Source organism: Variovorax sp. J31P207, assembly GCF_030316965.1.
Taxonomy (GTDB): Bacteria; Pseudomonadota; Gammaproteobacteria; order Burkholderiales; family Burkholderiaceae_C; genus Variovorax; species Variovorax ginsengisoli_B.
The window spans coordinates 1-24,278 of sequence record NZ_JASZYN010000017.1; the positions used below are offsets into that span (position 1 = coordinate 1).

20 protein-coding genes and 4 pseudogenes are annotated in these 24,278 nt (G+C 63.8%); 12 read left to right on the forward strand and 12 right to left on the reverse strand.

The window, feature by feature from the left end; all coding sequences use genetic code 11:
- Positions 1-1,480 precede the first annotated feature (1,480 nt).
- Positions 1,481-1,924: pseudogene (locus QTI68_RS40250) on the forward strand (chorismate-binding protein); the annotation flags it as partial.
- Between the two features lie 33 nt (positions 1,925-1,957).
- Positions 1,958-2,137, forward strand: a pseudogene (locus tag QTI68_RS34620) (IS110 family transposase); the annotation flags it as partial.
- 1,374 nt (positions 2,138-3,511) lie between these two features.
- Here the strand turns inward: QTI68_RS34620 and QTI68_RS34625 are convergent.
- Positions 3,512-3,805 carry a GYD domain-containing protein gene (locus QTI68_RS34625; RefSeq protein ID WP_286528445.1) on the reverse strand — a complete coding sequence of 98 codons (294 nt, stop codon included), beginning with the start codon at positions 3,803-3,805 and terminating at the stop codon, positions 3,512-3,514.
- 260 nt (positions 3,806-4,065) lie between these two features.
- Between QTI68_RS34625 and QTI68_RS34630 the strand changes: the two genes are divergently transcribed.
- The gene (locus QTI68_RS34630; protein WP_286528447.1) at positions 4,066-4,275 is read left to right on the forward strand and encodes a hypothetical protein; all 210 of its coding nucleotides are present in this window, start codon (positions 4,066-4,068) and stop codon (positions 4,273-4,275) included.
- A gap of 280 nt (positions 4,276-4,555) precedes the next feature.
- Here QTI68_RS34630 and QTI68_RS34635 read toward each other — a convergent pair whose 3' ends face one another.
- Positions 4,556-4,867, reverse strand: a complete 312-nt coding sequence (locus QTI68_RS34635; protein WP_286528449.1) for a DUF2092 domain-containing protein — start codon at positions 4,865-4,867, stop codon at positions 4,556-4,558.
- 457 nt (positions 4,868-5,324) lie between these two features.
- Between QTI68_RS34635 and QTI68_RS34640 the strand changes: the two genes are divergently transcribed.
- The 3 genes and pseudogenes from QTI68_RS34640 to QTI68_RS40260 all read left to right on the forward strand — a co-directional run bounded on the left by QTI68_RS34640 (position 5,325) and on the right by QTI68_RS40260 (position 7,069).
- Positions 5,325-5,957 carry a response regulator gene (locus QTI68_RS34640; protein ID WP_286528450.1) on the forward strand — a complete coding sequence of 211 codons (633 nt, stop codon included), beginning with the start codon at positions 5,325-5,327 and terminating at the stop codon, positions 5,955-5,957.
- A gap of 426 nt (positions 5,958-6,383) precedes the next feature.
- Positions 6,384-6,770 (forward strand): annotated as a pseudogene (locus tag QTI68_RS40255) (DUF1206 domain-containing protein); the annotation flags it as partial.
- 113 nt (positions 6,771-6,883) lie between these two features.
- The gene (locus tag QTI68_RS40260) at positions 6,884-7,069 is read left to right on the forward strand and encodes a DUF1206 domain-containing protein (RefSeq protein ID WP_353506467.1); all 186 of its coding nucleotides are present in this window, start codon (positions 6,884-6,886) and stop codon (positions 7,067-7,069) included.
- Between the two features lie 119 nt (positions 7,070-7,188).
- Here the strand turns inward: QTI68_RS40260 and QTI68_RS34645 are convergent, their stop codons facing one another.
- Positions 7,189-7,347 (reverse strand): DUF3309 family protein, encoded by a 159-nt coding sequence (locus QTI68_RS34645; protein WP_286528452.1) that lies wholly within the window; start codon positions 7,345-7,347, stop codon positions 7,189-7,191.
- Positions 7,344-8,543, reverse strand: coding sequence for a DesA family fatty acid desaturase (locus QTI68_RS34650; protein ID WP_286528454.1), 1,200 nt, complete (start codon positions 8,541-8,543; stop codon positions 7,344-7,346). The genes QTI68_RS34645 and QTI68_RS34650 overlap by 4 nt, the downstream gene beginning before the upstream one ends.
- A 209-nt stretch (positions 8,544-8,752) precedes the next feature.
- Between QTI68_RS34650 and QTI68_RS34655 the strand changes: the two are divergent.
- The 3 genes and pseudogenes from QTI68_RS34655 to QTI68_RS34665 all read left to right on the forward strand — a co-directional run bounded on the left by QTI68_RS34655 (position 8,753) and on the right by QTI68_RS34665 (position 11,515).
- Positions 8,753-9,509 (forward strand): annotated as a pseudogene (locus QTI68_RS34655) (Crp/Fnr family transcriptional regulator).
- Between the two features lie 146 nt (positions 9,510-9,655).
- Positions 9,656-10,348 carry a Crp/Fnr family transcriptional regulator gene (locus tag QTI68_RS34660; RefSeq protein ID WP_286528456.1) on the forward strand — a complete coding sequence of 231 codons (693 nt, stop codon included), beginning with the start codon at positions 9,656-9,658 and terminating at the stop codon, positions 10,346-10,348.
- Positions 10,349-10,357: 9 nt separating this feature from the next.
- The gene (locus QTI68_RS34665) at positions 10,358-11,515 is read left to right on the forward strand and encodes an AI-2E family transporter (RefSeq protein ID WP_286528458.1); all 1,158 of its coding nucleotides are present in this window, start codon (positions 10,358-10,360) and stop codon (positions 11,513-11,515) included.
- A 150-nt stretch (positions 11,516-11,665) separates the two neighbouring features.
- On the opposite strand, the gene QTI68_RS34670 is transcribed toward QTI68_RS34665, so the two are convergent.
- Complete coding sequence (locus tag QTI68_RS34670) at positions 11,666-11,842, reverse strand: hypothetical protein (RefSeq protein ID WP_286528460.1); 177 nt, start codon at positions 11,840-11,842, stop codon at positions 11,666-11,668.
- 346 nt (positions 11,843-12,188) lie between these two features.
- Between QTI68_RS34670 and QTI68_RS34675 the strand changes: the two genes are divergently transcribed.
- The 3 genes from QTI68_RS34675 (at position 12,189) to QTI68_RS34685 (ending at position 13,917) form a co-directional block, all read left to right on the forward strand.
- Entirely contained in the window at positions 12,189-12,377 is a 189-nt protein-coding gene (locus QTI68_RS34675; protein WP_286528462.1) for a CsbD family protein, read from the forward strand.
- A gap of 113 nt (positions 12,378-12,490) precedes the next feature.
- Positions 12,491-12,919, forward strand: a complete 429-nt coding sequence (locus QTI68_RS34680; RefSeq protein ID WP_286528463.1) for a hypothetical protein — start codon at positions 12,491-12,493, stop codon at positions 12,917-12,919.
- Positions 12,920-13,356: 437 nt separating this feature from the next.
- Positions 13,357-13,917, forward strand: a complete 561-nt coding sequence (locus QTI68_RS34685; protein WP_286528464.1) for a YSC84-related protein — start codon at positions 13,357-13,359, stop codon at positions 13,915-13,917.
- A gap of 825 nt (positions 13,918-14,742) precedes the next feature.
- On the opposite strand, the gene QTI68_RS34690 is transcribed toward QTI68_RS34685, so the two are convergent.
- The 7 genes from QTI68_RS34690 to QTI68_RS34720 form a co-directional block, all read right to left on the reverse strand.
- Positions 14,743-15,978 carry a hybrid sensor histidine kinase/response regulator gene (locus tag QTI68_RS34690; protein WP_286528466.1) on the reverse strand — a complete coding sequence of 412 codons (1,236 nt, stop codon included), beginning with the start codon at positions 15,976-15,978 and terminating at the stop codon, positions 14,743-14,745.
- 144 nt (positions 15,979-16,122) lie between these two features.
- Positions 16,123-17,583: an ATPase domain-containing protein gene (locus QTI68_RS34695; RefSeq protein ID WP_286528468.1), complete on the reverse strand. Its 1,461-nt coding sequence runs from the start codon at positions 17,581-17,583 to the stop codon at positions 16,123-16,125.
- A complete protein-coding gene (locus tag QTI68_RS34700; protein ID WP_286528470.1) occupies positions 17,584-17,994 on the reverse strand; it encodes a hypothetical protein in 411 nt (136 codons plus the stop codon).
- Positions 17,995-18,053: 59 nt separating this feature from the next.
- Positions 18,054-19,268, reverse strand: coding sequence for a DesA family fatty acid desaturase (locus QTI68_RS34705; RefSeq protein ID WP_286528471.1), 1,215 nt, complete (start codon positions 19,266-19,268; stop codon positions 18,054-18,056).
- Between the two features lie 205 nt (positions 19,269-19,473).
- Positions 19,474-21,432, reverse strand: coding sequence for an acyl CoA:acetate/3-ketoacid CoA transferase (locus QTI68_RS34710; protein ID WP_286528473.1), 1,959 nt, complete (start codon positions 21,430-21,432; stop codon positions 19,474-19,476).
- 8 nt (positions 21,433-21,440) lie between these two features.
- Positions 21,441-22,568, reverse strand: coding sequence for a zinc-dependent alcohol dehydrogenase family protein (locus tag QTI68_RS34715; protein ID WP_286528475.1), 1,128 nt, complete (start codon positions 22,566-22,568; stop codon positions 21,441-21,443).
- Positions 22,565-24,250, reverse strand: coding sequence for an acetolactate synthase large subunit (locus QTI68_RS34720; protein ID WP_286528477.1), 1,686 nt, complete (start codon positions 24,248-24,250; stop codon positions 22,565-22,567). Before QTI68_RS34720 ends, QTI68_RS34715 begins: the two co-directional genes overlap by 4 nt.
- Positions 24,251-24,278 lie beyond the last annotated feature (28 nt).

A 24,278-nucleotide genomic window follows, 5' to 3' on the forward strand; every position in this document is an offset into this window, starting at 1 on the left:
AATTCGGCCCAGCAGCAGCAGGCGGCGGTCACGCAGCAAAAGCAGGCTTCGTTTGCCAAGGCTCGCGCCGCATGCCTAGAGGGTCGTGGCTACACTGTCAAGTAAGGCGGGGCCCAGTTGAGGCATTCGACCGGCCATGGTGGCTTTGACGCGGAGCGCAAACGTTGGGGGTCGTCCGCACGCCTCGCGGCGCCGACTAGCTCAAGCGGCACCGCGGCGCTCATCTCTCCAACACCTGAAAGGCTGAAGCTCGCAGGCCCAGCATATCTGCAACGAGGCATTCGCATTCCGAACACGCGCCTCCATTGCTCGAGACGGATCGCTCGAAAGCAGTCCTTGACGTATGTCGGCTCGTGGCCGACTGTAGCCTGTCGGCTTGTCTGTGATCTGCGCATAGACTGTCTGGAATCCAGTCGCCAGTTGAGGCGCCGGCATGCGGGTGCGACGAACGGTGACCCAACCATTCTTTTCGTAGCCTTCGGCCCTCGCGGCCTCGGCTGTTCCGCAAGTTCGGTCAGCCTTTGCGAACGAGCAATCCGTCGAAGCAACCGCATAGCAAACTCCTCAAGTCTTACTGATGGAGAGTTGCGTGGGGAAGATCATTGAAGTTTGCCGAAATAGGACATGGCTGACGCAGGCTCGTTGCGAGCAGCGCAGTGGGTGAGTGAGAGCGAAGCCCTGCTGGTGTGAGTGTCGCCAATCGCACTGCGAGCGTCGACGCTACCAGAGCCTCCACCATGGCCGACGCTGCCTCATGTGCAGTGGGCGGAGGTCGAGGCGATCGATGATGCTGGCTGCTGCGCCGAAGCGGTTGGCAGGCTCGGCATGCTCAGCCGATGACAGGCGACCGGGTCTGGTCGCGTCATGCATCGAACGCGTGCTTTGCCGATTCAGCGAATCGGAGACTGTGTCCGGAGGGGGCATGGCGGCAATTCTGGCAGGAGCTTTCCGGATGGGGTGTGACGAACTGCGCGCGATCCCAGTCTATCGTGGGCCTGTCGCGCCCCTCCCACTCAACCGACTGGTTGGGATGGCTGATTGACGACCATGGCCCACTTTTGCGTCACGCCTGCGTGCATTTTGCGACTCAGCCGCGTCGGCGTCGCTGCTACGATCGCGCCCATTGTGCTGCGTCCGCCCAGCCTTGCAGCTGACGACGAAGACGGACGCCGCTCTCGATTTCAATCTTACCGGTTGGGCGTTCATCGTTCACGGCAATGCGTTGCTCCCTGCCGAGCCCTGAGACCCGTGACCATCTCCGCCCGCATCGATTTTTCTTCCCACGGCGACACCAGGGCGGCGCGCCTGCGACGTGTGTTCGGCCAACCCGTCGAAGCGCTGGTGGCGCACACACACGACCAGGTGCGCCCCCTGCTCCAAGCGGTACGCGAGCGGGCAACGCAAGGCCAGTGGTGTGTGGGCTACCTGCGATACGAGGCGGCACCAGCGTTCGACCCGGCGCTCCAGGTGCATGAAGCCGATGGTCCGCTCGCCTGGATCGGAATCCACGATTCCGCTCACCCTTGGCCTGAAGCGAGCGTGGAGGACGTCGATCCGGATCCGGCCTCAGCTGCATCGCGCTATCGCGGCAGGCGAGGTCTACCAAGTGAATTACACGGCGAGGCTGCAAGGCACTCTGGGCGAAGCGGCCGGTGAAGTCTGCGCCCAGGCCTTGTTTGCGGCCCTCCAGCGGGCCCAGCCCGGCGGCTACGCGGCGTACATCGACGCCGGTGGCGAGCACGTGTTGTCGGTGTCGCCGGAATTGTTCTTCGACTGGCGAGATGGACGCCTGCTGACCCGCCCCAAGGAGGGCACGGCCGCACGCGGGCTCGATGCGACCGACGATGCCGCCGCAGCAGAGAGGCTTCGCAACTCTGCCAAGGAGCGGGCCGAAAACGTCATGGTCGTCGACCTGCTGCGCAACGACATGTCCCGCATCGCCGAGCCGTTCTCGGTGCGGGTGCCGCTGCGCTACGCGGTCGGCAAGACCGATGTGCAGAGTCGATGGCTGCAGGACCTGATCGCGCGACGCGGCTACAACCGCGCGGCCGTGGCGCTGGCCAACAAGAATACGCGGGTGATTCAGGCACTGCTCAGCAGCGACACGCCGTACCGCCCGAGCGCGACAGCGCGCTGAGGTCGATCGTCGGCAACACCACATCTTGTTCTCGGAGGGAATCACACCCAGCACTGGTTTGCGGCTTTCGGAGGTGATGACAGAACTGGTCGGACCAACGCCCACAAGCCTGCTTTTCGTGTCGGCTGCGCCTTCAAGCTCAAGCCGTCAATTTACTGAGGACAGGGCGTGCGGATCTCATCGAGCCTGCGGGCATGTTTCGACGCGCCCACCGGCAAGCCGTATACATGCATGCAGACCGTTTGACCTCACGGAAAAGAGCTTGCAAAAGGCGCAGGGTCCATACATGCACGAAAAGTACGACAACCCCGTGCTGCTCACCTTTGCTCGCCGGCCAGCACCTCCTACCTCGGCGACACCGGCATTCGGCCGAAGACGGTGGCGCCTCTCGCGGAGAGTCTCAGGCAATGGGGCGCCTGCACCGCGATGTTCGGCAAGAGCCACGAGACGCCGCCGGAGACCAGCGTCGCGGGCCCCTTCGATCGTTGGCCCGCGCGCCAAGATTCGAGAAGTTCTACGGCTTCATTGGCGGCGAGAAGTCCCGCTTAGCGTGCAGGCGGGACTACGACTACCGTGCTGCCGCTGCCCGAACCGCTTGAGCCAGTATTGCCACGCGCGCCTGTGTTGCCCGTGTTGCCTTGACCGCCTGTCGCACCCATGGCGCCGGTGTTTCCCGTATTTCCTTGATTACCCGTCTCTCCCTGCGCGCCGGTGTACCCGGTGTTGCCCTGGTTCCCCGTTGCGCCCTGGGCACCCGTGTAGCCAGGACTTCCCTGATTACCCTGCGGGCCCATCGGGCCGGTGCACGCGCCCAGTCCGAGCATTGCAAGAAGGAGTAGGGAGGGCATCGCATATTTCGTCATGACGGTTCCTTTTTTTGGGGGCCAGTCCGCAGCCAGGTTGGCTGCAACACAAGTCACTCTGCCGCGATACCTGCGCCTCGTCTGTTCGGTGCCGCGCATAGAAGGGATGGGCTCGAAACGGACAGGACGTGACGCGGACGCTGGCTTGCGCGGCGCTTTCGCAACGCCGCCGTGCTTTGCCGGCAGCGCTCGTTGGGTCTCTGCCGTGGCGCCGATCAACTGGAACCACTTGCCGGTCTTGAAGCGCAGTGCCCACTGGGCCAACGACTGGCCCAGGCTCGGCCGCTCTCTCCCGTCCGCGCTTGAAGCAAGGTGCCAATCGACCAACTTGCTATCGTCGGCAGAAATCTCGTAGGTGGCGCCGCGATCAAGCAGGACGCCGGCAGGGTTGAAATAGACCCGACTGTTTACCGGCGGCCGGCGGATTCATCGACGATGAGGTGCTTGGCCATGTGAGGTGTTGCTGGCCGGCTCGATCGAAAACCGGCCGAGCGTCGACTCGGCTACGCGCCTATGGGATCTTGGCCAGGATCGCGTCCATCTCGCTGCTCGAATACGCGCGAAGCGACTGAAAACGCACGTTGCCTTGCATGGCCGTGGCGAGGCTGAACGCCGCCAACGCCTGCTCGTCCTCTGCCTCAATTATGGAAACAAGGTCGTACTCGCCCATGGTCCACACAAGTTCCCGCATGGTGACGCCGGCATTCTTCGCGGCCTCTTTGGCGGCGGCGGCGCGTTTGGTCGTGTCCTTGATCGATTGCAGGCCCTTATCGGTGAAGTTCATCAAGCCAACGTAGGTGATCATGTCATCTCCTTCAGGCGACACAGGCGTCCGATGCCATCAGCATTGAACGACGCGGCCGCCTGCCGTCGTTCGATGCCGGCGTGATGCTACGCCCTTCCGAGGCAATGGCAAGATGGTGGATCGCGCTCGTGACAGCGATGCCACGTGCTCGCTGGGGCTACGGCTTCGGGGAACTTCGATTACGAGGGGCTACGATTTCGGACGCATGTCGAGCCTCCATGCGGTTACGCTGTGGCGCTCACCATCACAGGAGACATGGCATGACGCTCGATGAATACACTGAAGCTGCAAAGGCTATCTATACAGAGCAGCAGAGTCTCGCCCAGTCGATCTCGCAGCTCGCGCTCTCGGCCAAAGCATCGCCGACCAACCCGGAGTTCTTAGCTCTGATGACGAGGCAGGCGGGGCTGGTGCAGCAAGTGGCCAAGCTCAACACGGAGCTGATGCTCGGCATCATGACGCCGAAATAATAGGATGCAGGCTGATTCCGACGGAGATGGGTGGAAGCGTAGCCTTCAATCGAGTCCCGATTCCTCGCAAGCGCGAGCCGATGCAAGGTGATCTCGGGCGGGCAATTCAACCTGAGATCGACAATCGACGAGCCATGTTGTCGGTGATCTAAACCCGCGTCTATTCGGCGGCGAGGGCGCGTTTCGGGGACGTCGGTGCGGGCGAAGCGACATCGCATCCTCTCGCGTGGGTTTGCTGTGGGCGCGCCCGGCCAACTCGCGCAGCGTTTTCCAGGTCTCGCTACAGGATGGCGTCGATGGTGGGCGCCGCGGGCGCCACAGCGACCAGGTTCTCGGCCGGCGCGAAGGCGGTGAGTGTCTTGCCGTCGTAGTACTCCGAGGCCGGGCCGTCGCCGAGGGTGATCACGCGCAACTTGGCGGGTGGAGACAGCTGGGCATCGGCGTCCGCAGTCGTCGACAGGCCCAGCGCGAGCAGCAGTGCGCCCGGCGAAGCGTTGAATTCGGAGCATCCCGGATCTCCTTGCGTACTTACTGCCTTCACCACCGGCTGTCGCGACCAGGTCTTGTTGAGGACCAACTTGGGGCGATTCACGCCGGGCCTTCAGCAGCCGGCCATCGACACTGATTGCAGCGCTGCGACGCCTCGACGGAACTCGCCGTCGTGGGGCTCGAGAGCATCGTCGGCATCTCGCTGATATGAGCGCCGAGTCAAGGTGCAGCCCGTGCACTGGCGGGGGGGCGCCGGCCCTGGCTTTCGACTGAAAGCGAATGCGATGGAGGAGTAGTTCAACCGGGCCGCGCCAGTGCTGCACCTGCTGCCGCCCTACACCCCGGCGCTGATCCACATTGACGTTCGTGCGCTTGCGCACAGACGTGAATGAAATAGTCGGCGATATTAGCCATAGCGGCGCATTTCTGCGTGGACTCTCAACAAGGTGCCTGCGCGATTTCAGAACCAACGGATCCCGTTCTCAACCGCTTGCTCGAAGCGCTACCGCCAAAGGACAGAGCGGGCCTGCTCGGCATATGCGACAGAAAAGGGGAAACAAATGATCAAGATTGGAGTGGTGGACGACCACGCCATCGTGCGCTCCGGCTTACGCCAGTTCTTTTCGGAGCAGGTTGACCTGCGCGTGACGGGCGAAGCAGCCAGTGGTCGCGAAGCAATCGAGCTTGTGCGCACCACCGAACTGGATGTGCTCGTGATGGATCTCGCCATGCCTGGGCAAAGCGGTATCGACGCGCTGGCGATGATCCACGCCAAGGCGCCGGACGTCGGCGTCCTGATCCTGAGCGGCTACCCTGAGGAGCACTACGCGATGAACCTGATCCGCCAGGGCGCGAGCGGCTACCTCAACAAGGAATGCGATCCGATGGAAATCGTGAATGCGGTCCGCGTCATCTCACTGGGCCGCCACTACATCACGCCGGGCGTGGGCGAATTGTTGGCGCGCCAGCTCGACCGCAAGGACGATGTGGCGCCGCACGAGCGACTGTCGGAGCGCGAATTCCAAGTGTTCCTCAAGCTCGCCAAGGGCGAGACGGCGGGGGACATCGCCAAGGCCCTGTCCCTGTCCGTCAAGACGGTGAGCACCTACCGCACGCGGCTGACGGAGAAGATGGATCTCTCCTCCAACAGCGATCTCACGTACTACGCCTTGAAGAATAAGCTGATCGATTGAGCCTCGGCTCAGGTTCGCGTCCGACAGAAACGCCGGCCAAGTACCACTCATTGCGCTGGGCGGGGGGTGAGTCATCCTTCATTTCGACGATGGCGATGCCGCCCTGGCCTTTTACGGGTGCTGACAAAAGGCTCCGTCCCGTTCCCCGTCCGGCAACGGCTGTCCATCGGATCGGCACCGCAGAGGAACGGGCGCGCCCGATTGAAGCCACAGCGGTGGGCTGCGTTGACAGCGGCCCTTTGGAGATTTGGGACACCCCCGAGGCCCGCGTCCTGATGCTCTCCCCTTGCACTGGCCTTTCGGTCTGTGTGCGCTACCGAACAGGGAAAAATCAACATCGGCGCTAGCCGCTCGGAGCCACGCCATGCGCCCGTCTGAACTTGTTGCCGATTTGCAATTTTCCTACCTGAACGCACACACTCTGCCATGCGCCCCCTCCCCAGTGAGGCGCAAGTGAACACCAAGTCATCTGTCAAAGCACGCGACGGCCCCGTTCTGCCCGCGCCCGGATGGACGACGCAGGTGAACATAGGAGCCGTTTTCGAGGGTAGTCGCAGCTATCACGCACAAGTCTTTCGTGACAGGGAGAGCCTCTGCCACATTGTTCTGGCCGGTGTAGCCATCGACGCGGAAAGAGCCGTGATCTACGGCGCGGTGGGGGTCAGCGCAGCGTCGATCGTCCTCGGCTGGGGATCGTGGGACTCGCGGTCCCAGCAGCAGACCACCCCTGGTGTGCTGGCGTGGCCCGCCGGGCAGGCGATCGTCGTGGTCACGGGGCTGATCATCATTGGCGTTGGCGTGTCCGGGGTGGTCAAGGGCGTGAAGAAATCCTTCGGCAAGGAGATTGACACTTCGTCGATGTCCCCAGCAGCCCGGAAGAGCGTGGCGCGATTGGGCCAAGTCGGATACATCGCCAAGGGAGTGCTCTGGGCGTGGTGGGGGGCCTGCTCAGCTACGCGGCGCAGACCTTACACCGGCAGAAGGCGCAGGGGCTGGACGGCGCGCTGCAGGCGATCTTGGCGCAGCCGTTCGGGAAGTTTCTGCATACGGCGGTGGCGCCTGGAGTCGTGGCCTTCGGGCTGTTCGCAGAGTCACGATACCGCCGGATGTGATCTTCAGCACCAAGCGAACGAACGCCCCTGGTTCAACAGAGAAGCTGTCGTCGATCGGATGCACGGATGACGGTGGCACGTTGCGTCCTCGTGCCGCGAGCAGGCTCTTCGGCAACGCGCTAGATCTTTCCCATCAACAACAGAACGACCAGGACTAGCAGCACCAGCCCGATACCACCGCTGGGACCGTAGCCCCATCCCCGACTGTGGGGCCAGCTTGGAATCGCGCCGATGAGCAGCAGAACCACGACGATCAGCAGAATTGTTCCCAATGTCATTTCATCTCTCCTGTCAGTGAGTCGTAGCAGCGCAGCGTTCGAGAAAACTCGCGCAGCGCGCCGATGCCGCTCGCTTCGGCGCGCCGGCACCAGGCTTCCAACTGTTTCACCAACTGCTCCTTCGAGGCGGCGGATCGGCTCCACAGGGCAGTGAGATCCTGCCGCATCGAGTAGATGGTGCGCAGCACGGCGCTGGAGTCCAGCGCCTGTTCCAGGACTGCGCGCTGCGCTTCGGGCAATTCCCTCGCATCTCTTTGAAGCAGGTACTTGACCGGGTCCAGCGCCTTGAAGTCCGTCGAACCTGGAATCGCGCTGGCCCGCAGGCTGTGGATCTCTTCCACGGCAATCGGACGCAGCGATCGCGCGAACCTGGCCAGCACTTCGTAGCGGTGCGTGATGACGGCCTGCAGCGTGCTCACGTCGCAGCAGGTCTTGGATGTGTCGTAGCGGATCCTGGGCGTCACGTTGCGCACCTTTGCCAGGTGCAGCAATTCCAGGATGCGGATGTACATCCAGCCGACGTCGAACTCCCACCACTTGTTGGACAGCCGCGCGGAGGTGACGTAGGCGTGGTGGTTGTTGTGGAGCTCTTCGCCGCCGATCAGAATGCCCCACGGCACGACGTTGCTGGAGTTGTCGTCAGGCGAGAAATTGCGGTAGCCCCAATAGTGGCCGACGCCATTGATGACGCCCGCGGCGAAGAACGGAATCCACAGCATCTGGACCGCCCACATGCTGAGCCCGATCGGGCCGAAAAGGGCGACGTCGATCCCCAGCATGAGGCCAATGCCGAGCCGGGTGTACCTCGCGTACAGCTTTCGCTCGATCCAGTCATCGGGAGTGCCGCGGCCGTATTTTTCGAGTGTCACGGCGTTCCTGGCTTCAACGCGATAGAGCTCGGCACCTTCCAACAGCACCTTTCTGATGCCATGGATTTGCGGGCTGTGGGGGTCCTCGGCGGTTTCGCAGTTGGCGTGGTGCTTGCGATGAATCGCCGCCCATTCCTTGGTCACCATCCCGGTGGTGAGCCACAGCCAGAAGCGGAAAAAGTGACTGACAAGGGGATGCAGGTCGAGCGCGCGATGCGCCTGATGTCGATGCAGGAAAATCGTGACCGCGGCAATGGTGACGTGGGTCGAGCCCAGCGTGACCAGCACAAGACCCCACCAGGGCAGATCGAGCAGACTGAGTTGCATCACAAGGTCCGTTACGGGACGACGCGATGCTCGCCGTTGAACTCGGCGGTTGGCGCGATGCCCCGCCTGCAATGCTAGTCAAGCGATGGCGATCGTCTGTGCGCTGGCGAACATACAAGGCGGTATCGGCAGCCTATGCTCCTGGCAAGCGCTGTAGAAGAGCACCACCACGGTAGTCCTCGAAGCCAGACCCACCCTGGAGCTCCGTGATGGCCGTTTCGCCCGACCCCCGAAAGAACCACCAGCTCCGCATGCTGCCGGACGCCGAATGGCAGCGCTGGCTGCCGGAACTCGAGTGGGTGGAGATGCCGCTCGGGCAGGTGCTCTACGAATCGGGCAACACGCTCAGTCACGTGTACTTTCCGACCGCAGCCATGCTCTCCTTGCTGTATGTGATGGAGAACGGCGCCTCGGCCGAGATCGCCGTCGTCGGCAACGAGGGCATTGTCGGCATCTCGCTCTTCATGGGAGGCGAGTCCACGCCAGCCGGGCGGTGGTGCAAAGCGCAGGCCAGGGCTTTCGGCTGAAGGCACAGGGGATGAAGGACGAGTTCAACCGGGCCGGGCCGGTACTGCACCTGCTGCTGCGCTACACCCAGGCGCTAATCACTCAGATGACGCAAACGCCGGTGTGCAACCGGCACCATTCGCTGGATCAGCAACTGTGCCGCTGGCTGCTGCTGAGCCTGGACCGCCTGCAGGGCAGCGAACTCGTGAGGACGCAGGAGCTGATCGCCAACATGCTCGCGTGCGCCGCGAAGGCGTGACCGAGGGGGCGATCAACCCGCAGAAGGCCGGGCTGATCCGGTATGCGCGCGGGCGCATCTCGGTGCTGGACCGCCAAGGACTGGAACAACGCACTTGCGAGTGCTACGCGGTGGTCAAGAAGGAGCATGACAGTCTGCTTCCCGGAAAACTGGCGACATATACGTTCGGTGGCTGCCGCGGATGCGGTTGGTCTGTTTGACGCTGAAATTCGTCTGCTGCTCTGTGCGCTAGCAGACAGTCGGTGCGTGTCTCCTGGTGCAGACTGGTTGCACAGGTCGGACCCGCGTTCAACCGCACGGCGATCTTCCATCAGCTAGGGGTCGCAGCAACACATCGGAGAGCCAATTGGCCACCGTCGAGAACCGCCTTGTCGAACGGCTTCCACGCAACGATCGTCGGAGCCTGCTGGCCCTGTGCGAGCCGGTCCAACTGATGCTGACCGAGGTCCTGAGCGAGCTCGGCAAGCCGACTCAGCATGCCTACTTCCCGATCGACGGCTTCATCTCGCTGGTGGCGCGGACCGACGGCCATCCGGGGCTCGAAGTCGGCATGGTGGGCCGTGAAGGGATGCTGGGCGCGCAGTTGGCCCTGGGCGTGGCCACTGTGCCCTTGCACGCGCTGGTGCAAGGCCCCGGAGCAGCATGGCGCATAACCACCGCTGACTTCCGGCGCGAACTTGCGCGCAGCTCGGCGCTGCAACGCGGTCTGGACCGCTACATCTATGTCCTGATGTCTCAATTGGCCGCTTCGGCCGCATGTCAGCGCTTTCATCTGATCGGCCCGCGCCTGGCTCGCTGGCTGTTGATGAGCCGGGACCGTGCTCATTGCGACAGCTTCCGTGTGACGCACGAGTTTCTGGCGCTCATGCTCGGTGTGCGCCGGGTCGGCATCACGACGGCCGCCAGTGCCTTGCAGCGCAGAGCCCTGATCGAATACCACCGCGGCGACCTGACGGTGCTCGACCGCCGCGGACTCGAGGCGATGGCGTGCGGATGTTATGCCGAAGATCGGCAGGCCTATGCGGACCTGCTATCTTGAAAGCTCAATATGGATCGCCTCGACTCCCAACTGGTGGCCGGCGCTTCAGAGGCGGAGCCCGTTCATCTGCACACGCCAGTCGACGTGAGAAGTGCATCGTTGGCGGTGATCGCCCTGGTAGCCAGCGTCTACGCGCTGCACTGGGCCAGCGCTGTGTTCATTCTGCTGCTGGGGATCATGTTCAGCTATGTCCTGTCGCCGGCGGTGGACCGACTGCAGCGCTGGCACATTCCGCGTGCGCTCAGAGCCGCCGTGCTGCTGTTCGCAGTCCTGGGCGGCCTCGGTTTCACCGTCTATTCGCTCAGCGACGGCGCGACGGCACTTGCCGAATCGCTGCCCGACGCAGCGCAGAAGCTTCGCCAGTCGCTGCGCGCTCTGCCCGGCGCGCCGGAAAGCGCCATGGAGAAGGTTCAGAAGGCGGGAGCGAAACTCGAGCAGGTGGCCGAGGAGACCGGTTCGGTGGCGTCGCCGGCCGGTAAAGGCGTGACCCGAGTTCAAATAGAACGGCTGCGCTTCAACATCAAGGACTATCTGTGGAGCGGCACGGTCGGCGTGATCGGGTTCATCGGTCAATCGATGATGGTGTGTTTCATCACCTATTTTCTGATTACGTCTGGCGACAGCTTTCGCCGCAAGATGGCGAAGATCGCGGGACCCACCTTCCGGCAGAAGAAGATCACGGTTCAGGCGCTCGACGAGATCACCGAGCAGATTCAACGCTATTTGCTGGTGCAGATCCTCACGAGCGCGCTGGTCGGCGTGACCACCTGGGTCGCCTTGCTATGGATCGGGCTGGAACAAGCGGCCGTCTGGGGCGTCGCGGCGGCCGTGCTCAACCTCGTGCCCTACATCGGTCCGATTGTGGTCACCGGTGGTTTGGCGCTGGTGGGCTTCCTGCAGTTCGGCACGCCCGGAATGGCGCTGCTGATCGTTGGCGTGTCGCTGGCCATTCAATTCGTCTCCGGCTACCTTCTCACGCCTTGGCTGACCAGCCGCGCAAGCCGCATGAACCCGGTGGCAATCTTCGTCGGCGTGCTCGCCTGGGATTGGCTGTGGGGCGTCGCCGGCCTGCTGCTGGGCGTGCCGATGCTGGTGGCCGTCAAGACCGTGTGCGACCGCGTTGAAGACCTGAAGCCGATTGGAGAATTGCTAGGCGCCGAGCCTTAGCACGCAGCAGCCCGCAGGCCGGGTCCTGGAGCTCGTCGCCGCGCGGTGTCACGTTGAGTGAGTGAACGCTGCCCGCCGTGGAGTAGAGCGACGAGCACGAGCACATGGATCGCGTGAGGAAGGCGGTCAGGAACTTCGCGTTGATGTCTGTCAGCTGCACGCTGACCGGGTCTTTCCCAACTGCCTCTCCGTGAAGCGCAACAGCAGCACGAAGGTGTCGCGGTACGAAGCCACGGTGCGTGGGCTGAGCGCATGCTGCTGAACCATGTCGTCGGTGAAGAATTCCTGGCCCAGGGCCGCGAAGATGGGCGACGGTGGCCTACTCATCGGGCATCCCCTGAAGCGCGAAGCGTTCGAACCTCGCGCCGACGCCGAGGTCGTCGTGGCAGTGCACCCGACATTGCGGATGACGCACGCGCCCGGCGCGAAGGACCTTGCGCTTCGCGGCCTCGTCAGCGTGTGCCGGCTCACCGGTGGGCGGCCGTGGGATTTGTAGGCCGCGTTGCTGACATTCCTTGTGGAGGCTGGCCTACCTAAAACGGGCAGGGCCTGCGTATCCTGATGCTTGGTCAGCGACTAACGACGAAACGCTGACACGTGACAGCAGTTTCAGCGCGACGGGGTCACGCCAGGTGATCTGGATCTTTCCAGTCGAATTCGCCAGGAGTTACAAATGAACAAGGATCAAGTCAAGGGCGCAACCAAAGACGCAGTGGGCGTGGTGCAGGAAGCTGCGGGCAAGCTGGTGGGCAACAAAGAGCAGCAGGTCAAGGGCCTCGTCAAGCAGGTCAAGGGTGAAGCCCAGAAGGCCTACGGCGACGCCAAGGAAGCTCTGAAAGACGCGACACCAAGGAGGCGCTGAAAGACGCGGTTAAGTTTACGGGCGGCCCGTCTGTGCAGTGGCGGCTTGGCCCGCGCGATCCATCGGAGCGGGGCTTTCGCCACAGAAGTGCAACGTGTTGAAGGGGGTGCAAAATGAAAAAGCACATTGTGAATCCGATACTGGCTCTAGTCGGGCTCATGACCGTGGTCCCCGCGCTGGCTCAGCGCAACGATGGTGGTTTCGAAAGCGAGCGGAGGTTTTGTGCGAGTGGCCGTTCGGGAATAGACTTCAACTCTTGCATGTGGCAAATGCAGAACAGGCGGAACGGACAGTGGAACACCGATAACAATGGTTGGAATAACGATAACAATCGCTGGGGCAACAACAATGGCTGGAACAACGACCCCAATCGGTGGGGCAACAACACCGGCTGGAACCAACGTCAGAATGGTTGGCGTCCTCCACCATCTTCGCTTCCGAGATTGAGCGACATGCAGCGGCGCGCTTTGGACAACTGCATTTTCCTGCAGCGCCCCGAGCAGGCCCGATGTCGTGCCACGGTGCTGTCTACAGTCCGATAGCTTGACTGGGCGCGCAAAAGTCGTGACGGCTGCGCTGGCACCGGTTTGGCACTTTCGTCGACCTCGCGGGGCCTGGGAGAATGTCAGCTCGACGCTAAATTCTGGGAATGTGCAATCGCTACATTTGCTCCGGCGGCCAGTCTCGGCCTTCAGGCCGCTGTGTCGCAACGAGGTCGTGATGGTCGTGCAGTCGCAGAAGGCACTCGACTCGCTCTATACAAACAAAATCAAGCTGGGCGGCGACGCGAGCTTCGCTGTCTGGAAGCAAGGCATGGGCACCGCCGCCTCGCTGGGCGTGGACTTCCCTTGGTCCAATAGCCGAGGTGACCGAATCTGTGGGAACATTCGGACGGGTCGCTCGCAGGGAGACCGTGCCTCCGAGCCGGACTCCCTCGTGCCTATGAGGCGGATTTGCATGACCGTGAAAGGAGAACGCAATGAAACGTCGCAAGCTACTCGTCGTCGGTGCATCGCTGGCATCGTTGCTGGCCCGCGGTGCCTACGCGCAGGACAACGCGGCCAAGCAGGCCGAGGTCAGCGCAAAGGCCAAGCAGGCGCTCGAGGACTTCTACAAGGCCGATGCCGAGATCAAAAACGCGGTAGGCAAGGCGCCCGGTTACGCCGTGTTCACGACCTACGGTTTGAGCTTCGGCCTTGGCGGAGCGGGCGGGAAGGGCATAGCGCACGACAGCAAGTCCAAAAAGGACACGTACCTGGACATCGCTCAGGCGAGCGCAGGCCTGCAGATCGGAGCCTCCGACACGCGCTATCTCTTCGTGTTCAAGGATGCCAAGTCGCTGGCCGACTTCATCGACAACGGCTGGGATGCCTCGGCCGGCGCTGCCGCGGGCGCAGGCACCGGCAAGGACGAGGCCAACATCAAGGCGGGTGCTGTCGCGTTCTCGGGCGGCACCGCTTATGTGCTGACCAAGGCCGGCCTACAGGCGGGGGTGTCCCTCGGAGGCTCAAAGGTCTGGAAGGACAAGGACCTGAACTAGGGTTCGGACGTGAATCGCGCCGTGCGCTCGACCGCGCCGAAGGCCCGGGTGTAGAAGGAGATCGCATCTCATGAAGCCTCGATTCAGAGCATGCGCGAAGCACTGCTGCCAGCGCTTCGAGCGCCTCGTGCGACGGCGGTGCGCATCTCGGATAGGCGCGCGCGATCGGCGCGAGGACGGGTCGCCTTCGGCGCTACGAGCTCGCACCCTCGGGCTGGAGGCGCCGGATTGATGCCCGCACAGCCAGCCCCCGTTGCAGGCGCACCCAGCGCTGCGGGACTCACGACCGCGGCGCCACCAACCCCTATGCGACGATCCCGGCGAACAAGAACTTCCACCCGAAACGTGGTGGCTCCCCAAGCCGTACACGACCCGGGAGTTGGGAATCGCGCTGGCGCACTGCAAGCGATAAGCTCACCGCATGCGTTCTGAATGTCAGCCAGGAAAGCGCGACGCTCTTGATCGCCAGGCAATACGAAACCAGTCCTACGATTCGACTGCGTGAGCGACTACGCGTGGTTGCTGAGCTGATGCCTACCTTAGTTTCCGGAGCGCCATTGCTCCGATGACTTCAAGAGGCATTCATATGGCTAACCAATCAGGACAGAACAACCCCAATCAGCCCAGCAATCCGGGCCAACAACAGCAGGACCCGGGGAAGCAACAACCGGGGCAAGGCAGTCCGAGTAACCCGGGGCAGCAACAGCAAGACCCGGGCAAGCAGCAGACCGGCCAACAACCAGGTCAAGGTACGCAACAGCAGCCTGGCCAAAAGCGCTGAAGCCAGTTCCGCCCGGTTCGACACCGGGCGGCCGACCGTCAGGTCTAGCCGCGCGAGATCGCGGCCTGTTCAATGAGTTTGAGCAAGACATCGAAATCGACCGGCTTGGCCACGTGATGATCGAATCCTGCTGTGAGCGCCCGTTGCCGGTCTTCTGGACCTTCGTAGCCTGTGAGCGCGATCAACATCAGCGGCGGATCGCCCGCCGTGCGACTTTGCCGCAGCCGCCGGGCGACCTCATAGCCATTCATTCCGGGCAGACCGATGTCGCACACCACGATCTGGGACCGCTGGTGCTCGAAGGCAACGAGAGCGCTTGCCCCGTCCAGAGCGACTTTGACCTCATAGCCAGACATCTCCAACAGCATAGACAACAGGACGCCCGCGTCGACGTTGTCGTCGACGATCAAGATTCGAGCTGGAACGAAGGTGGGCTTGGGCGTCTGCTCCTTGGCCCCTTCAGCCGCCTTTCTCACGCGCGGCAGGATGACGGTAAACTCGCTACCCGCACCAATGCCGGCACTTTTTGCTGTGACCGTCCCGCCATGCCGATCAACCATGGCGCGCACCACAGTGAGCCCAATGCCCAAGCCACCCTGGCTGCGACTCAGAGAACGCTCTTCCTGAGCAAACAAGTCAAAGATATGAGGCAGCGTTTCCGCCGAGATGCCGCTCCCGGTATCCGTCACGCGGATCACCACCTTGTCCCGATCGGGTCTGGCGATCAAGGCGATGTCACCGCCCTCTGGCGTGTACTTGGCCGCGTTGTGAAGCAGATTGCCGATGATTTGCGCCAAACGCGTCAAGTCTCCGTCCACATACATGGGGCTGACCGGCATGTCGAGGGTGAGATGCTGGCGCTGCGTATCGATGAGCGCGCGGTACATCTCAACGGCCTGGTCGACGAACTCGCTCACCTTGACGGTTTGTCGCTGCAAAGTGACTTTGCCGCTCGTCACTCGCGACGCGTCGAGCAAATCGTCCAGCAGGCGCGCCATGTGTTCAACCTGACGACGCACTACTTCTCGGATGGTCGTCAGACGCGGATCGACAGTGTCAATGCGCTCCAGCAAGGCCACGGCGCTTCGAATCGGCGCCAAGGGATTGCGCAGTTCATGCGCCAGCATCGCCAAGAACTCGTCCTGTCGGTGCTTCGCGTTCTGTGCCGCTTCCTCCAGTTTTTCGGCCGCAAGCGTGGCCATGACCAGATGTTCGTTTGCCTCCCTCAGATTCTCGCTGAGGGTCTCGGCGGTCGCCCTTGTCAGCTCCCACGCGCGCATGTCCTCCTCGCGGCGGGCTAGCGCTCGCTCGCGAATCGCGAGGGACTGTCGTCGCGGGCTCAAACTTCCATCATCGCTCTCAAGTCGACCTGGAGAGTCTGCGGAGTCTGCGAGTTCGGCAGTCATGGTGGATGGAAGATAACCTTATGACGGGAGCGGATGACCGGTCAACAACCCAACCATGCCGGGGGTGGGCTGGCCGATCACGATGCCCCCATCGGTGATCTCGTAAGGTCGAAGTTCATGGCTGTGGTCGCTGTTCCGAATCTTGACCACGGCCATGACGCGCTTGAGCTGACCTTCGAGCTCGACGTAGCGCTGCACGATGATCGCGTCCGTGAGGAATGCCGCGCCGTAGGGGCTGAAGCGCAGGTCGGTATAGCGGTCTTCCAACTCGGAAATCATCAGGACGGCGGCCCCCATGCCTGTCAGCACCGCAATCATCCGATGCAGCGACTCCCGGAAATCTTCCCGGAAGCTTGGCGCCAACGCGAGCTCGAACCCCGAGATGGAATCGATGACGACCCGCGTTGCGCCGGTGCGCCCGATCAGTTCGGTCAACGCATGAAGGGTCTCGTCTATGGAAAGGTCGAGCGCGCGCGTATCAATGACGCCCACTTCGCCACTGGCGACGAGTTCATCCAGTCGCACCTGATGCGATCGCGCCGGGCTCTTCTCGAAAGCCGCGATGACGCCCTTCTCACCCGCTCTCGCTCCCTCCGCCAGGAAGGCTGCGGCAAGCTGCGACTTGCCCGAGCCGGAGGGACCTGCGACGAGCAACGAATAACCCACGGGTAGCCCGCCCCCCATCAAATCGTCCAGCAATGGCACGCCCATGGAGAGACGAGCAGGAGCGGTGTCGAGGCCGCCGGCCCTGCTTTCAGGCACCGTTGCTCTCACGGCGATGGTGCGCGGAAAGATCTGGACGCCGTCGTCGCTGATGCGAAAGGTGTGCAGCCCCGGAATGGTCGCGTGGCCGCGCATCTTCATGATCTGGAGCTTGCGAACGACCGAATTCCGCTCGATGGACTGGGCCATCCACACGATGCCGTCCGCGACGGTGAAGATGGGGTTGGCTTCGCTCTCGAGAGCGACGTACTCCCCGATCAGGAAGGTCGTGGCCTCCCACGTCGTCAACAGCATGCCGAGACGCTGCACAAAGTGCTGGAGATCCATCTCATCCTTGCCGGCGCTCCTTGCCGACTGGATGACCGATCGAAACGAGTCCACCATGACCAGGGACGGCCCGAAACGCTCGACCTCTTCCACGATCCGGTTCAGGACGCGGTCGTAGTCACCGGCCACGATTTCATCAGCCAGGTTGATGAACCGAATCGAGTCGTTGACCTTGGCAGCGTCGAAGAAGTTGTATTGCTGCTGGTAGCGCAGCATCTTCAATGGTGGCTCACCGAGGACGGTAAAGAAGATGGCGCGCCGGTCCGGGTTGGCCAGCGCGAACATGATCTGGTGCGCGAGGGTCGTCTTGCCCGATCCTGGCGCTCCAGCGATCAAGTTGAACGAAAATTCCGCCAGCCCGCCGCAGAGCAGCGCGTCCAAGCCAGGCACGCCGGTGGGCAGTCGTCGGATGACAACCTTGTTGGTCATTTAGAGGTTCTCCTGGGAGGACTGGTCAGCACCGTGCGTGCTCCAAGCCGAATTCAACATGCGAAGAGTCAGCGGCTCGCCGATCAAGGAAATGAGGTGATCGACAAGAGCAAAAATGAGGGTCTCCCCTGCAAACAGGCAATCAGCGGTCGGGCGCGCCGCCAGGTCGTCTTGCAACGCCTTGAGCAAAGTTTCGGGCGCGGCGGCGGGTGGCGCGGTCCAATCCAGCTTCGAGCGCGTGCGATTTACGGCGTGCACGACCAGTGCCGCCGACGCCTGAGCGCCCACAACCAATGCAAGCTCGGCGTGAAGCAGACGCAAAACGGTGATCGTGGCCTCAGCAATGGGGCCCGGTCCAGAGCCGTCGCCGTAGCGTTCAGAAAGCGCCTGCTTGATGATGTCTTCGCGCATGGCCCTCCGGTGGCTGTTAACAAGGCATTCTCCCGCAATTCGGGCCGGGGGCCAGCTTTTCAGCCGCGCGCCGCGCGCAGCCGGGTGGAGAACTCGCGCAGGCCGGGGATGCCGCTGGCCTCGGCGCGGTGGCACCAGGCAGCCAGGTCGGCCGCCAACTGCTCGCGCGACTGCGAGGTGTTGAGCCACAACTGGCGCAGCTCTTCGCGCATGGTCACCATCTTGTCGAGCACCGGGTGGGCGGCGCGGGCCTGGACCAGGTTCGAGCGCGCAGCAGCCGGCACCTTGTCGTCGTCGCGGTGCAGCCAGGTCTTGGCCGCCTTCAGCACCGACAGGTCAGCGCCCTTGGCCTTGAGCTGCGCCAGCTCTTCGCGGGTGGCCCGGCGCATTTCGCGCGCATAGCCGGCCATGACTTCGTAGCGGTTGGCGATCACGGCCTCGAGGGTCTTCTCGTTGGCCACCGGCACCACGTCGCCCATCTGCATCTTGGGCGGCAGCTTCTTGACCTTGGCCCAGCCGATCTTCTGCATCAGGCTGATGTAGACCCAGCCGATGTCGAACTCGTACTTCTTGACCGAGAACTTGGCCGAGGTCGGGTAGGTGTGGTGGTTGTTGTGGAGCTCTTCGCCGCCGATGATGATCCCCCAGGGGATCAGGTTGGTGCTGGCGTCGGTGGCTTCGAAATTGCGGTAGCCCCAGAAGTGGCCGATGCCGTTGACGACGCCGGCGGCCCAGAACGGAATCCAGAGCATCTGCACCGCCCACACGGTCAGGCCGAGCATGCCGAACAGGGCAACGTTGATGATCAGCATCAGGCCCACGCCCTGCCAGCTGTAGCGGGTGTACAGGTTGCGCTCGATCCAGTCGTTGGGCGTGCCGTGGCCGAAACGCTCCATCGTTTCCTTGTTCTTCGATTCCTTGCGGTACAGCTCGGCGCCGCGCCACATGACTTCGTCGATGCCCTTGACCTGCGGGCTGTGCGGGTCGTCCACGGTTTCGCACTTGGCGTGGTGCTTGCGGTGGATGGCGACCCATTCCTTGGTCACCATGCCGGTGCCCAGCCAGAGCCAGAAGCGGAAGAAATGCGAGGGAATCGGGCCCAGGTCCATGGCCCGGTGCGTTTGCGTCCGGTGCAGGAAGATCGTGACCCCCGCGATCGTGATGTGCGTGGTGACGAGCGTGTACAGCACGACTTGCCACCATGCGAGGTCCCACAAGCCGTGTCCGAGCCAGTCGATGGCCGCGCTCAGTACGGCCGGGAACGAATCAGTCATTCGTCAGTACTCCGGGCACAGGGAGCCTCACGCTCACCTCGAACCTGACCGCGGCGTCCCAGAATCTGGGTCCTTAAGGGCAGCAGTCATCCTTGTTTGGATGCCTTCGCTGGCGCGATGAATGCCGGCCGACCCAGGAAATCGCTGTAGGTCGAAACCGAGATCGATCGGATGAGCAGGCCGTCCCGTCGGAGCTGGCCGCCGATCAAGCCATCCCGGCGGCGAGAACGTGAGGCCGGCGCAGCAGGAATTCGATCGCTTCGGTCTGCGTCTCGAACAGATGGGCGCCCCCTCGCCGCGAGGACAGCGACGCGCCAAGTTTCAGGCGCATGAAGGCGCTCGTCGTGTAGCGCGCCGCGGTGCTGTAGTACTGCGCGTGCAGCTCTTCGACCATCGCGAAGTAAGAATCACTCATGGATTCGTCGATCTGGAAGCCGTCGTAGTTGGCAACCAGTGCCATCCTGCAGCCCGCTTTCCGGTGCAGCGCGGCGAGCACCCGGCGCACGCAGTCGACATCGTCCATGTCCTGGATCGAATACCCCTGGAAGTTGACGAACAGGATGTTCCGCTCGCTGTCATAGCTGATCCGCTCGGTCAACTGGAGGTCGAGCAGTGCGGCCGACAAACCCATCGGCCCGACCCGGTAGAGGCGGGCATCCATGCGTTCGACCTGACCGATCAAAGGCTGGAATCCCATATGCGCCAGGATGTCCCGGTCGATGTCGATGCCGGGCGCCACCTCGGTCAACTGCAGTCCGCCCGGCTGCAGCCTGAACACGCAGCGTTCGGTCACGTAGTGCACCGACTGCTGCTTGCTCACCGCCTGGGGGCCGCTGAACGTGATCTGCTCGACCGCTGCGACGAACTTCGAAGCGGCGCCTTCGGTCACGATGCGCAGCCTTCCGTCTTCGATGGCGACTTCGAGGCCGCCCGCCGTGAAGGTGCCGGCGAAGACCACGCGGCGCGCATTCTGGCTGATGTTGATGAACCCGCCGGCGCCGGCCAGCCGGCTGCCGAAGCGGCTGACGTTGACGCTCCCGGCGCGATCGACCTGTGCCATGCCGAGGCAGGCCAGGTCGAGGCCGCCGCCGTCGTAGAAGTCGAACTGCTGGTTCTGGTGGAGCAGCGCCTGCGTGTTGACGGCGGCGCCGAAATCGAGTCCGCCGCTGGGCATCCCGCCGATGACGCCAGGTTCTGCCGTCAGCGTCAGGTGATCGAGCACGCGCTCCTCGGCGGCCACGGCGCCGAGCACCTCCGGCACGCCGATGCCGAGGTTGATGACGCCTCCCAGCGGAAGTTCGAAGGCACAGCGCCGTGCAATGAGCTTGCGCTCGTCCAGCACCGCCACGGCGATCCTGTCGGCCGGCACCCGCATCTCGCCGGAGAAGGCGGCGTTGTAGGCGGTGCCGTAGGTCTGCTGATGCAACTCCGGCGACGCCACCACCACGCAGTCGACCAGGACCCCCGGCACGACCACGCTGCGCGGGTCGAGCGTGCCGGCGGCGGCGATGCGCTCGACCTGGGCAATGACCAGGCCGTTGGCATTGCGCGCCGCCATGGCGGCCGCTTGCGCGTCGAGCAGCAGTGCTTCGTGCTCCATCGTAATGTTGCCCAGCGGGTCGGCGGTGGTGCCCCGGATCAACGCCACATTGACAGTGAAGGCCTTGTAGAAGAGCCATTCCTCGCCGTCGATCTCCATGACCCGCACCAGTTCCTCCCGGGTGCGCTGATTGATGCGTCCGCCGCCTTGCCGCGGGTCGACGAAGGTGCCGAGCCCGACTTTGCTCAGCGTCCCGGCGCGGTGCGCAGCGGCGTCGCGGTACAGGTGCGAGATGGTGCCCAGCGGCAGGTTGTAGGCCTCGATGAGGTTGTCGGTGGCCAGTTTGGCGAGCTTGGGCACCAGCGCCCAGTGGCCGCCGATGGCGCGCCCGACCAGGCCCTCGTGGGCCAGCCTGTTGACACCGCGTGTCTTGCCGTCGCCGGGTGCGGCCGCGAAGACCAGCGTCAGCCCACGCGGGCCCTGCGTCGTCAGGAAGCGTCTCTCCAGGGCGACGATCAGTTCCTCCGGCGTGCCGATCCCCACGAAGCCGGAGCAACTCACACTGTCGCCGTCTCGGATCAGCGCGATGGCCTCGTCGGCGCTGACGATCTTGTTCCGGTTCATGACGTCCTTCAGTCGAACACGATGACCTGCCGGGTGGCCTTGCCTTCGCGCAGAAGGTCGAAGCCGTGGTTGATGTCCTCGAGCGCGATACGGCCGGTCAGGAGCTTGTCGACCGGCAGCCGCCCCTGACGGTACAGCGCGATGTAGCGCGGGACATCGCGCGAAGGGACACAGGTTCCGATGTAGCTGCCTTTAAGCGTGCGCTCTTCCGCCACGAGATTGACGGCCGCCAGGGGCAAGGTCGCCGTCGAGGGCGGCAGACCCGCCGTGACGGTGGTGCCGCCGCGCCGGGTGATCCGGTAGGCCAGGTCGAGCGCCGGGATGGACCCGGCGAACTCGAAGGCGTATTCGACGCCACCCGCGCTGAGCTCTCGAACCTGCGCAAGCGCATCGCCCTGCCCCGCGTTGACCGTGTGCGTGGCGCCCAGTGCGCGTGCCTGCACCAGCTTGTCGTCCGAAAGGTCGATGGCGACGATCTGCCGCGCGCCGGCGCACTTCGCGCCGATCAGCGCGGCGAGGCCGACCCCGCCCAGGCCGACGACCGCCACCGATGCGCCCAGGGGAACCTTCGCGGTGTTGACGACGGCGCCGACGCCCGTCAGGACGGCGCAGCCGAAGAGCGCCGCTTCATCGAGCGGAACCGCGCCATCGATCTTGACGAGCGAGTGACGAGAGACGGTCGCATATTCGGCAAACACGGAGCAGCCGAGATGATGGTGGAGGACCTGTCCAACCTGGGAGATGCGCCGTGCGCCGGACAGCAGCGTGCCCGCGCCGTTGGCGGCGGCACCTGGCTCGCACAAGGCCGGCCGGCCCTCTGCGCAAGGCGCGCAATGGCCGCAGCTCGGCACGAACACCACGACCACATGGTCGCCGGCCTTCAGATCGGTGACGCCGTCGCCGAGGCTTTGCACCACGCCGGCAGCCTCGTGGCCCAATGCCATCGGCATCGGCCGCGGACGATCGCCATTGATGACCGAGAGGTCCGAATGGCACAGGCCCGCGGCACTCACCTTGATGAGCACCTCGCCCGGCCCCGGGGGCGCCAGGTCGACCGTTTCGATCGAGAGAGGCCTGGACGTTGCATAGGGCGGCGCGGCGCCCATTTCTCGAAGTACGGCGGCCTTGATTTTCACGTGAGTGTTCCCGGTTGGGCGGCGATTGCCGCGACGCGATGGCGCAATTCGTCGACCAATACCCGGGTGTTCTCCGAGTAGTCGATCGGCACGGCGACGATCTGCACGCCGCCTTCGGAGAAGGCCGCTTCGAGCGCCGGCGCCAGTCCCCCTGCGGTCTCGACGCGGCGCCCCTTGGCCCCGTAGGCGTCGGCGTACTTCACGAAATCGGGATTGCCGAAGGTCATGCCCCAGTCGGTGAACTGGTCGACCGACTGCTTCCAGCGGATCATTCCGTACGCGTTGTCCTCGATGATCAGCACGACGAGATCGAGTTTGAGCCGGATGGCGGTCTCGATCTCCTGCGAATTCATCATGAAGCCGCCGTCACCGCACACCGCCAGAACCCGCCGCCTCGGATGAAGCAGCGCGGCCATCATGGCCGATGGCAGGCCGGCGCCCATGGTCGCCAGCGCATTGTCGAGCAGCAGTGCATTCGCGGTGCGCGTGGGATAGCAGCGTGCGAACCAGATCTTGTACATGCCGTTGTCGAGCGCGACGATGCCGTCGTCGGGCATGACCTGGCGCACGTCGTGGACGATGCGCTGCGGCGTCAGCGGATAGCGCGATTCGGTGGCGCGGCTCATCGTGCGCGCGAGGATCCCCTCGCGCTGCGACAGCAAGGCGCCGGCGTTCGGCAAGCGGCCTTCGACGCGATCGGCCAGCTGCGCGAGGCTGGGGCCGACGTCGCCCACCACTTCGGCATGCGGGAAGTACACCTGCTCGACGGCGGCCGGCATGTAACCGACATGAATCACCAGCGGGCCGACGGGTCCCATGATGAACGGCGGCTTCTCGATCGTGTCGTGGCCGATGGCGAGAATCAGGTCCGCCCGGTCGATCGCTTCGTGCACGTAGTCGCGCTCCGTCAGCGCGGCCGTACCCATCCAGAACCCGGTGCTGCCCTCGGCGATGCCGCCGCCAGCCACCGTGCCCTTGCCCATCTGGGTATTGAAGAAGGGAATGCCGACGCGGCGCACGAAATCGGCCAGCTGGCCTTGCAGCCGCGGGCGATTGCTTGCCGCGCCGAACATGACGAGCGGGCGCTTCGCCCGCATCAGCATGGCGGCAGCCCGTTCGATGGCCGCTTCATGCGCCACCGGCAGATCGATCGGGTGAACGGAGATGACGTTCACCTCGGCCGCCACCTGCTCGGCGGCCACGTCTTCCGGCAGCTCGAGATGCACCGGCCCGGGCCGCTCCTCGGCAGCGACCCTGAACGCATCGCGCACCACGGTGGGGATGCTTGCCGCACTGACGATCTGCCGCGATGCCTTCGTCAGCGGCTTCATCGTGGCGACGATGTCGACGATCTGGAATCGCGCCTGGCGCGCCGTCATGATCGCCTTCTGGCCCGTGATCAAGACCATCGGCATCGCGCCCAGGTGCGCATAGGCCGCGCCCGTGACCAGATTGAGCGCGCCCGGACCGAGCGTGGCCATGCACACACCAGGCTGCCCGGTCAGGCGGCCATGGGTCGCCGCCATGAAGGCGGCAGACTGCTCATGCCGCGTGAGCACGAGCTCGATGCTGGAGCGTCGCAAGGATTCGACGAGGTCGAGGTTTTCTTCACCGGGCACGGCGAAGATCCGTTTGACGCCCTCGTTCTCCAGCGCCTTGACGAAGAGGTCGGATGCTTTCATGGCGATCTCCGGACGCAGCGGAACTTCT

What these genes read in the sequence shown, in the direction of transcription:
- QTI68_RS34645 (WP_286528452.1), bottom strand. Translation starts at nt 7,347, where the DNA reads ATGACATTGGGAACAATTCTGCTGATCGTCGTGGTTCTGCTGCTCATC.
- QTI68_RS34710 (WP_286528473.1), bottom strand. Translation starts at nt 21,432, where the DNA reads ATGAACCGGAACAAGATCGTCAGCGCCGACGAGGCCATCGCGCTGATC.
- QTI68_RS34700 (WP_286528470.1), bottom strand. Translation starts at nt 17,994, where the DNA reads ATGCGCGAAGACATCATCAAGCAGGCGCTTTCTGAACGCTACGGCGAC.
- QTI68_RS34670 (WP_286528460.1), bottom strand. Translation starts at nt 11,842, where the DNA reads ATGAGTAGGCCACCGTCGCCCATCTTCGCGGCCCTGGGCCAGGAATTC.
- QTI68_RS34650 (WP_286528454.1), bottom strand. Translation starts at nt 8,543, where the DNA reads ATGCAACTCAGTCTGCTCGATCTGCCCTGGTGGGGTCTTGTGCTGGTC.
- QTI68_RS34690 (WP_286528466.1), bottom strand. Translation starts at nt 15,978, where the DNA reads ATGCGCGCGTGGGAGCTGACAAGGGCGACCGCCGAGACCCTCAGCGAG.
- QTI68_RS34640 (WP_286528450.1), top strand. Translation starts at nt 5,325, where the DNA reads ATGATCAAGATTGGAGTGGTGGACGACCACGCCATCGTGCGCTCCGGC.
- QTI68_RS34695 (WP_286528468.1), bottom strand. Translation starts at nt 17,583, where the DNA reads ATGACCAACAAGGTTGTCATCCGACGACTGCCCACCGGCGTGCCTGGC.
- QTI68_RS34680 (WP_286528463.1), top strand. Translation starts at nt 12,491, where the DNA reads ATGAAAAAGCACATTGTGAATCCGATACTGGCTCTAGTCGGGCTCATG.
- QTI68_RS34685 (WP_286528464.1), top strand. Translation starts at nt 13,357, where the DNA reads ATGAAACGTCGCAAGCTACTCGTCGTCGGTGCATCGCTGGCATCGTTG.
- QTI68_RS34665 (WP_286528458.1), top strand. Translation starts at nt 10,358, where the DNA reads ATGGATCGCCTCGACTCCCAACTGGTGGCCGGCGCTTCAGAGGCGGAG.
- QTI68_RS34625 (WP_286528445.1), bottom strand. Translation starts at nt 3,805, where the DNA reads ATGATCACCTACGTTGGCTTGATGAACTTCACCGATAAGGGCCTGCAA.
- QTI68_RS34675 (WP_286528462.1), top strand. Translation starts at nt 12,189, where the DNA reads ATGAACAAGGATCAAGTCAAGGGCGCAACCAAAGACGCAGTGGGCGTG.
- QTI68_RS34630 (WP_286528447.1), top strand. Translation starts at nt 4,066, where the DNA reads ATGACGCTCGATGAATACACTGAAGCTGCAAAGGCTATCTATACAGAG.
- QTI68_RS34720 (WP_286528477.1), bottom strand. Translation starts at nt 24,250, where the DNA reads ATGAAAGCATCCGACCTCTTCGTCAAGGCGCTGGAGAACGAGGGCGTC.
- QTI68_RS34705 (WP_286528471.1), bottom strand. Translation starts at nt 19,268, where the DNA reads ATGACTGATTCGTTCCCGGCCGTACTGAGCGCGGCCATCGACTGGCTC.